14 protein-coding genes are annotated in these 8,234 nt (G+C 72.4%); all 14 read left to right on the top strand.

What is annotated here, in order from left to right:
* Positions 1-360, top strand: a 360-nt coding sequence (locus ABZ281_RS27155) for a uracil-DNA glycosylase (RefSeq protein WP_356659563.1), incomplete at its 5' end; no start/stop codon positions are given.
* Positions 357-1,343, top strand: a complete 987-nt coding sequence (locus ABZ281_RS27150) for a BadF/BadG/BcrA/BcrD ATPase family protein (RefSeq protein ID WP_356659561.1) — start codon at positions 357-359, stop codon at positions 1,341-1,343. The genes ABZ281_RS27155 and ABZ281_RS27150, both read left to right, overlap by 4 nt.
* Before the next feature lie 110 nt (positions 1,344-1,453).
* Positions 1,454-2,377, top strand: coding sequence for a hypothetical protein (locus ABZ281_RS27145; protein ID WP_356659559.1), 924 nt, complete (start codon positions 1,454-1,456; stop codon positions 2,375-2,377).
* A 104-nt stretch (positions 2,378-2,481) separates the two neighbouring features.
* Positions 2,482-2,946, top strand: coding sequence for a Pycsar system effector family protein (locus ABZ281_RS27140; protein ID WP_356659557.1), 465 nt, complete (start codon positions 2,482-2,484; stop codon positions 2,944-2,946).
* Complete coding sequence (locus tag ABZ281_RS27135) at positions 2,943-3,296, top strand: hypothetical protein (protein WP_356659555.1); 354 nt, start codon at positions 2,943-2,945, stop codon at positions 3,294-3,296. Before ABZ281_RS27140 ends, ABZ281_RS27135 begins: the two co-directional genes overlap by 4 nt.
* Entirely contained in the window at positions 3,293-4,273 is a 981-nt protein-coding gene (locus ABZ281_RS27130) for an ATP-binding protein (RefSeq protein ID WP_356659553.1), read from the top strand. Before ABZ281_RS27135 ends, ABZ281_RS27130 begins: the two co-directional genes overlap by 4 nt.
* A 52-nt stretch (positions 4,274-4,325) precedes the next feature.
* Entirely contained in the window at positions 4,326-4,874 is a 549-nt protein-coding gene (locus ABZ281_RS27125; protein ID WP_356659551.1) for a hypothetical protein, read from the top strand.
* A gap of 358 nt (positions 4,875-5,232) precedes the next feature.
* Entirely contained in the window at positions 5,233-5,511 is a 279-nt protein-coding gene (locus ABZ281_RS27120; RefSeq protein ID WP_356659549.1) for a hypothetical protein, read from the top strand.
* 22 nt (positions 5,512-5,533) lie between these two features.
* A complete protein-coding gene (locus tag ABZ281_RS27115; protein WP_356659547.1) occupies positions 5,534-5,737 on the top strand; it encodes a hypothetical protein in 204 nt (67 codons plus the stop codon).
* Positions 5,737-6,210 (top strand): hypothetical protein, encoded by a 474-nt coding sequence (locus ABZ281_RS27110; RefSeq protein ID WP_356659545.1) that lies wholly within the window; start codon positions 5,737-5,739, stop codon positions 6,208-6,210. Before ABZ281_RS27115 ends, ABZ281_RS27110 begins: the two co-directional genes overlap by 1 nt.
* Positions 6,207-6,392: a hypothetical protein gene (locus tag ABZ281_RS27105; protein ID WP_356659543.1), complete on the top strand. Its 186-nt coding sequence runs from the start codon at positions 6,207-6,209 to the stop codon at positions 6,390-6,392. Before ABZ281_RS27110 ends, ABZ281_RS27105 begins: the two co-directional genes overlap by 4 nt.
* 92 nt (positions 6,393-6,484) lie before the next feature.
* Complete coding sequence (locus ABZ281_RS27100) at positions 6,485-6,925, top strand: RNase adapter RapZ (protein ID WP_356659541.1); 441 nt, start codon at positions 6,485-6,487, stop codon at positions 6,923-6,925.
* A complete protein-coding gene (locus tag ABZ281_RS27095; RefSeq protein ID WP_356659539.1) occupies positions 6,922-7,608 on the top strand; it encodes a hypothetical protein in 687 nt (228 codons plus the stop codon). The genes ABZ281_RS27100 and ABZ281_RS27095 overlap by 4 nt, the downstream gene beginning before the upstream one ends.
* Complete coding sequence (locus ABZ281_RS27090) at positions 7,602-8,132, top strand: hypothetical protein (protein WP_356659537.1); 531 nt, start codon at positions 7,602-7,604, stop codon at positions 8,130-8,132. Before ABZ281_RS27095 ends, ABZ281_RS27090 begins: the two co-directional genes overlap by 7 nt.
* Positions 8,133-8,234 lie beyond the last annotated feature (102 nt).

The following is an 8,234-nucleotide window of genomic DNA, read 5'->3' as shown; positions in this document are numbered from 1 at the left end:
GGTGGTGCCGTTCCTGATGAAGCAGGACGTCATCCCGGGCCACACCAACTCCTTCCAGGTGACCCCCAACAAGGCACCGCCCCGCGCAAGCCCGCCGCCCACCGCGGCAAGGGCTGGGAGGAGGTCACGGAGCAGGCGATCCGGGCCCTGGCGGGGCGCGGCAAGCCGCTGGTCTCCATCCTGTGGGGCCGGGACGCCCGCAATCTGCGCCCACTCCTCGGCGACCTGCCCTCTGTCGAATCCGCCCACCCCTCCCCCATGTCGGCCGACCGGGGCTTCTTCGGCTCCCGCCCGTTCAGCCGGGCCAACGACCTGCTGATCCGCCAGGGCGGCCAACCGGTGGACTGGCGCCTGCCGTGACCGGGGTGTCGGAGGGTTCCGGGTTCCTCGCCGTGGACTCCGGCGGCTCGGGGATGCGAGCCGTGGTGGGGACCGCCGAGCGCGGACCGCTCGCCCGGCGGGAATCCCGAGAGCCGGTTCGCACCGGCGAGCGGGGCATCGACCCCGAACACTTCATGGCGCGACTCGTGCCGCTGGTGCGCGCGTTGACCGCCGAAGCGGGTGCGGTGCCGCTGGCCACCGTCGTCGTCGGCGCGACCGGTCTGGCCTCCCTCGGGGACGGGCTGCGTGCCGAACTGCCGGGCGCCCTGGCCCGGGAGTGGGGGGTGCACAGGGTGGCGCTGGCCGCCGATGCCGTGACCGCGTACGTGGGTGCGGTCGGGCCACGCCCCGGAGCCGTGATCGCCGGCGGGACGGGACTGATCGCGATCGGCACCGACCTCACCGGCTGGCGGCGGGCGGACGGCTGGGGGCATCTGCTCGGCGACTGCGGGGGCGGTGCCTGGATCGGGCGGGCCGGTCTCGAGGCCGCGCTGCGCGCCCACGACGGACGCGAGGACGGCTCGGCCCGGCTGCAGGCCTGCGCCGAGGAGGTGTTCGGGCCCGTGGCGGGGCTGCCCGGCGCCCTGTATCCCCGACCCGACCGGTCGGCCGTGCTCGCCTCCTTCGCGCCCCGCGTGGCCGCCTGCGCGGACCAGGACCCCGTCGCGGCGGGCATCCTGCGTGCGGCCGCCCGGCACATGGCCGACTCTGCGGCGGCCGTGTGCCCTTCCGGCGGCGAGCCGTGCATCGCCCTCACCGGCGGCCTGTTCAAGCTGGGCGACCCGTTGCTCGGCCCCTTGGACGAGGAACTGGAGCGGCGGCTTCCACAGGGGCGGCGGGTACCGGCCGAAGGTGATCCGCTGCACGGCTCGGTGCGCATCGCGGCCGAACTGAGCACCGGTTCACTCACGCTGCCGAGTGACGAGACGATGCTGTCCGTGACCACCCGTTCGGGTGATTGATCCGATCACGTCCCATCCGTACGTAACTCATCAGACAAAACAGGACGGATACCGCTCACCTGCACCCTCCCCGAACAGGGGAACCCAAGAAGCCAGTAACATGCGGCGCCATGAGTTCCCCCACTGGGCCCGCGGATGGCCTGCCTGTACGAATGCCGCGCCCCCGCCAGCCCGGACGGCACCGCCGTCCCGAGCCGCTGGTTGCTCCCGAGGGCGCGCCCGCGCTCGTCCTCGCCGTGCCGGGGACGCCCAGTAGCGCCACGCGCAGCCTCGCCGAGGAAGTCGTGAGCATCGCCCGCTCCGAGCTGCCCGGCCTCGACGCCCGCATCGGCTACCTCGACGGGGACAACGCGGAGTTCCCCTCGCTGCAGGCCGTGCTCGTGCGCACCGCCGAGGGGCGCACGGCCCGTTTCGAGCAGGCCCGCGCCGCCGGCATGGACGTCAAGATGCCCGACGGCCCCGTCGCCGTCGTCGTGCCGCTGCTCGCCGGGCCGGACAGCGCGCTGCTGCGCCAGGTCCGTCAGGCCCTCATGGAGAGCCGTGTCGCCGCCGAGCTGACCGAAGTCCTCGGCCCGCACCCGCTGCTCGCCGAGGCGCTGCACGTGCGGCTGTCCGAGGCCGGTCTGGCCCGCGCCGACCGCGCCCGGCTGTTCACCGTGGCGACCGCCGCGGACGGCATCATCCTGGCGTCGGTGGGCGGGGACGAGGCCGTGCAGGCGGCGGGGATCACCGGCATGCTGCTCGCCGCGCGCCTCGCCGTGCCGGTGATGGCCGCGGCCCTGGACGAGGAGGGCTCCATTGCCTCCGTCGCCGAGCAGCTGCGCTCCTCGGGTTCGCAGCAGCTGGCGCTCGCGCCGTATCTGATCGGTCCGGAGATAGAGCAGGGCCTGGTCGAGGAGGCCGCGAAGGAGGCGGGCTGCTCGGCCGCCGAGTCGCTCGGCCCGTACCCGGCGATCGGCAAGCTCGCCCTGGCCAAGTACACGACGGCGCTGGGCATCGCGCCGCAGCAGGCGCAGGGCACGCCGGTTCGCTGACGCGAGGTGCGCTGCGCGAGACGCGAGAAGGCCCGCTCCGGTTCGGAGCGGCCCTTCAGCATGCACCGTCCCGCCCTTCGCGTTCTGCAAGGAGAACCCTGCTCATGACGACCGCCCTGGTCCCCGCCTCCGTGATCGACAAGAATCTGGACACCGCCTGCGCCTCCGTCGTCAGTGAGGTTGAACGCACGGACGGCAAGTCGTCCTTACTGCTCGCCTTCAACGGCGCCGTCCTGGCAGGCCTCGCGTCCGTCGCCGACAAGGACCTGCCGCCTGTGACGAAGGTCTGCGGAGCGCTCGCCGTCCTCGCCCTGGGCGCGGCCGCCGTGCTGCTGCTCCTGGTCGTCAGGCCCCGCCTGCGCGGCGACGACAAGGCGTCCTTCCCCCACTGGGCACGCCTGGACGACGACGAGATCCGCGGCTGCATGGACGCCGACACCCGAGCCGCGCGCATCCGGGTCCTGTCCACCCTGGCCGTACGGAAGTTCACGCACCTTCGGCGCGCGGTCGACCTGTCGCTCGCGGCCCTGGTCCTGCTCGCGCTGGCCGCCGCCGGCCTCGCGCTGTGACGGCGGCCGCGCAGGCCCGCACGCGCCTGGACCGCGTGCGCGCTTCGGTCGGCATCGCCCAGCTCGCCCTCCAGCAGATCGAGGACGAACTGACCGGCGACATCGGCGCCCAGGAGCTCGCGGAGGTCCTGCGCGAGCTCCACCACGAAGACCACCGCCAGGACGGCGTCTTCGGCTCCCTCGCGCAGCTGCTGACCGTCGCGGGACAGGCCGCCGAACGCATCGAACCGGACCGCGACGGCGAGATGTCGTGCCCGCTGCACGAAGCCGCCGCACTCATCACCGACAACGCCGGCCTCCAGACCTACTACGCCACCCGTGCTCTCGACCCGCAGGGAGAAGCCGAATGAAGACCTTCCGCCTGGAAAACGCGCTGCCCGTCGACACGACGGTCCCCGACGACTCGCTGGTCTGCCTGATCGGTGCGGCCGGGTCGGGCAAGAGCACATGGGCCAGCACCTGGCCCGCCACGCAGGTCCTCGAACTCGACAGGTTCCGGGCCCTGGTCAGCGACGATGCGGGCTCGCAGGAATCAACAGACGACGCCGTGTTCGCGCTGCAGGCCGTCCTGGAGGCCCGCCTCGCCCGCCGAAAGATGACGATCGTGGATGCGACGAACAGCGAGAAGGCTGTGCGTGCCAACCTCATCGCCACCGCGCGCCGTCACGGCATGCCCACGGTGGCACTGGTCATCCCCACCCCGGTCTCCACGTGTGTCGAACGGCAGAAAGACCGGCCCGCCAACCGCAGCGTGCCCGAGCCGGTCGTCCGCGCACAGCACGCCGCGATCGTCGACGCTTTCCCCGGCCTGCCCGGCGAGGGCTTCGACCACGTCGTCGTCGCGGAGAACATCCACCGCCTCCAGGCGCTGCTGCAACGCGTCAGCGACGCCCGGCGCGCGGATCTCGGCTGGGACGCCGGCGAGGGCCTGGGCGACCTGCTCCTGGTGCGCCGCTACTTCGGCCCCGAGATCCTGCCGATGTGGCGCTGGCGCGACGCCTCGCAGCTCGCCGACGGCGACCGCGTCGCAGAGATCCGGCTCGGGGCGGACAGCCTGTACCTCGCCCTGCGCACCGACGTCGACGGCGCGGGCGACATCGGGTTCGAGGTCCTGGTGGGCTGCCCGGCCGACGACGAATGCGAAGGCAAGGCGTGGGCCCCGGTCTACAACGCGACCGACCTCCTGCGCGCCCTGACCGGTGATCTGATGACCGACCCGGACGTGCGCTGCACCATCCACGGCCCGCACGACAACGAGGACCAGGACGACGACCCCGAAGGCCGCGCCGACCTCGAGGAGCAGTACGCGGACGCAGTCCGCCCCTGAGCCGCGCCGCCCCGATCACCGTCCAACTCCAGCTCTGACAGGGAGCTCACCCATGCCCACCCGCACCGACACCATCGACGACCTGTTCACCGGTCTGCGGGTCGACAAGTTCAGCGGCACCATCGACCGCGACGACGCGTACACGGTTGTGCTGAGCCTGCTGGACAACGCACGTTCGGTTCAGGACCGCACCACCCTCACCGAGCTGTGGACCGTCCTGCAGACCATCCCGGGGGCGGAGCCGTTCGGCGGCCGCGCCCGCCTCCACCAGCTGCTGCACACCGCTGAACGCGACGGGGAGATCCGCCGCACCGCCAGCGGGCACATCCTGCTGCGCCTGGACGCGCCCTCCAGCGGAGGACCCGAGCACGTGTGGGTGCGCCTTGACGGGCGCGGCGCCAGCGGAGCCGAGGTGGAGATCACGGGCGCGGACCCGTGGCCGGACCACCAGCTGCACGCCCCGGGCCCGGCCTGGTGGCGCTGCACCGGATGCCGCGACCACAGCGGCACCATCGCCCAGGACTTCCTCCGCATCCGCGACGACGCCACCGAACACGCCAGCACCTGCCGTGCGCTGCCCGCTCCCCCGGCCGTGGCCTGACGGACGCTCCGTGCTGCCCCGACCCCGCACATCAGGGGGCGGGGCGGTCGCGGTGGTCCCTCAACCACACGGAAGAGACGGGCCGTTCACGGCCTGCGTCCCGACTGGGGCGCGGACTGGCACAAGGCGTGGGTCAAAGCCCAACAGCCTGATCTGAATTCGCCCCGGGACGGCCGCCAAGGCCGGAAAACCAGTCGGCCGCCCCGGGTTCCCCATCCCGTACGAGACGAGAGGGAGATCCCAGTATGGACTCCACCCTGCGCGTACAGGCCCGCTGCGGGCAACGCGCGCTGCTCATGCCCTGGAGGCCCAAGCCGGACCTGGTGGCGCAAGCCCTCCAGCTGCCCGACTTCCGGCCGTGACAGGCCGCCGCAGCAAGAAGCCGCTGTTCGAGCCGGGCCTGATCCCGGCTCCCGGCGCCCTTCTCGACTGGCGCGACAGCCAGCACTTCGACCGCTGGCAGGACCGCCCCTGCGCACTGTGCGACCAGCCCACGCCCATGCGCTCCCACTACGGGGAGCCCGTGCACAAGGCGTGCGCTGAGGACTGGATCAGTCAGAACCCCACCGAGGCCCGCCTCGGCCGGTTCGCCTCCGACGTCCAGCCCAAACGCCGGCGCGACGACGACCACGCCTGAACCCCTCCACTTGGAGGCTCCCTTGAGCAGCACTCAACGCGACGTCGACCACGCCCTCGCCTACCCCGAGCCGCCCGCCTCCCCGCTCTGGCACCGCCACGGCGCGAAGGCCAGGCCGCTCACCGACGCCCAGAAGAAGCGCAACCGCGAGCTCCTGGACATCGCCCAGCGCACCACTCGACACAGCTCCCCTCGCCCCACCAAGACCCTGGCGGAGGCCAGCTGATGGACACCAAGCACTGCACCGTCGACGGCTACCTCGACACCGTCCCCACACCCGGCGGCGCGCCGTACACCGCCCGGTTCCAGCTGGTCGTCTCGCCCACCGACGACGTCGTGGACGACGTGATCTGGTCCTGCATCACCAGCAAACCCGGGATCGCGCACGCGCTGCTCACCGAGATCCAGCCCGGCGACCTGCTGCACGTCTCCGGCGTCCTCACCCAGCCCGACGACCCGGCAGAGCCTGCCCGGCTCACCGTCGACGCTCTGGAGGTCCTGACCGCCGCACCGGCGCGGGCCCTCAAGGAGATGGTCCTCGACAGGTACGGCGACTACGTCGTGGTGTTCGACGCCGACACCGACGCCGTGCCGGTCTTCACCGCTCTCGGGCAGTGGGTCGGCGAGGCGAAGAGCCCCGACGCCATCGGCCCGCTGATCGACATCCACGAGCGCGTGAACGGCGGTGACCCGGAATGACCACGACCACCGACGAGTCCCGCACGGTCCTGGAGCGGTTCCCCGCCGGAAGTCCCCGCGGCTCCTGGCCGGCGGAGGAGTACGCCGCCGCCCAGCGCGCCCAAGGCCGACCGGACGCCCACGTCGTAATGGACCTGCACGCCGACCAGTTCCTCGTGGTCACCAACACCACCACCCAGTAGCACCACCCCGGAGCGCCGCGCCCCGCCTTCCCGGCCGGGCGCGGCGCTCCACGCGTTCCCGCCCCTTTCACCACCGAGCAGGAGGCACCTTCTTGCACCCGATCCGCCTGATCTCGTTCGGCTACCTGCACCTGCCCACCGGCCCGGACGGCTCCCCCGTCCCGCCCGCCGCCGACCGGATCGAAGACGTCCGCGACCGGCTCCGCGACCCCGCAGCAGCCCGCGACATCCTCGACCTGGACGGCCTCAACCCCCGCGTCCAGGACGTCGTCCTGAACACCCCCGGCGCCCGCGAACTCATCGCCAACCTCGCCGACTACGCCGACCTGCCCGCCGGTCCCCGCCGCATCGCGATCGGCTGTGCAGGAGGCCGGCACCGTGCAAGCGGCCTCATCGAAATCCTTGCCCGCACCCTCCGCGACCGGGGCCGCGAGGTCGAAGTCGAGCACCTCCACGTCCACTTGCCCCGCGTGCTCAAGACACCCGCCAACCACGCCGCCCACGCCCACTCCACGCAGGAGGCCACCCGATGAAGCGTCTCTTCCGCCGCTGCGGCCACGCACCCGGCGCCCTCAGCCCCGAGGACCAGGCCGCCGTCGACCAGTTCCGCGCGCTGCTCACTGCCCTGCGTGACCCGGAGCCCTGGACGCCCGGCCTCTACCGGGATGTCGCCGTACGCGTCGGGCCGTTTGTGGAAAGGGCCCACCCCATCCTGGGCGACGACCATGGTCCCGACCTGATCGCTGTCTCCCTGGTCCACCCCGACACCCCGCACGCTGCGGCCTACCTCCACGGCCACCAGCTCGGCTACACCGGCAGGGGCTGGCTGCGCTGTGAGGCGGACAAGATCCTCGGAGTGTGGAACCAGGCCTTCACGCCGCTCACCCACGCCGCGGCGGGCCTGGAGCTCCCCGACGACGTCGGCATGGAACCCGCGCACTACGCCGTCCATGTCGAAGCCCGCCGGACGGACAACTCCGGGCGCATCCTGCTCCGTATCGGCCCGTACACCCAGACCGCGCTGGCCTCCCGTGACGCGGACCGCCTCAACACCCTGTTGGAGGGCAAGGCGGCCACCGTCATGCCCGGGTACACGGTCACCGCGAAGGACACGGTCTTCCACGTCAGCGAGCACGCCTCCTACAACGACCCGCACAAGGCCGACGCCTGCGAGCTCCTGGCGGCCCTCCTCGAGGACGTGAGCGCCCCATGGTGACCACTGCCCTGTACGAGATCGAGACCAGCGAAGCCGACGACGGCACGACTGTCCCCGCTGAAGGCATCTGGACCCCCAGCAGTGAGGATGCGACCGACAACGGGTTCGTCGTCTACCGCGGGCTGTACGTCGCTGGCATCGGAGCTCCGAACGACGACAGCCTTTACCCGGACAGGTTCGTCGTTCTCGGACACCAGCGGTGGGCCGTCATCGAGGCAGCCGCCGCGTACATGGCCCACATCCACAGCTGGCGGACCCTGCATCTCTACCCGGGCGACGACCCCTCGGTGCACATCCCCCGCATCCCGCGCGCCGTCCACGCCCACGGCGTCTTCTTACGGCACCCGCACCCGGATCACCCGTGCGGCTGCGAGTGGGAAGACACCTGGCGCGTGGTCTGGGCGCCGGCCACCGAACCCGGCGCCGTCCCGATCACCGCCATGCGACACCCCGCCGCCCCGGCAGCCACCGCCGCCATCCCCAACCCCGACGAAGAAGGCGCGCCTGCGACCTGGGCGGCCTGACACGCACCACCAGCACGACGAAGGGCCGTGCGCACCGCGGACTGGGGGGGGGGCGGGCCGGGTTTGGGGTCACGGCCGCTCGCGCGCGGAGCGCCAAACCGC

The organism is Streptomyces sp. NPDC006265, from assembly GCF_040613555.1.
In the GTDB taxonomy this organism is placed as follows: Bacteria; Actinomycetota; Actinomycetes; order Streptomycetales; family Streptomycetaceae; genus Streptomyces.
The sequence above is the reverse complement of the archived record's forward strand: the minus strand, read 5'-3'. Positions and strand labels throughout refer to the sequence as shown.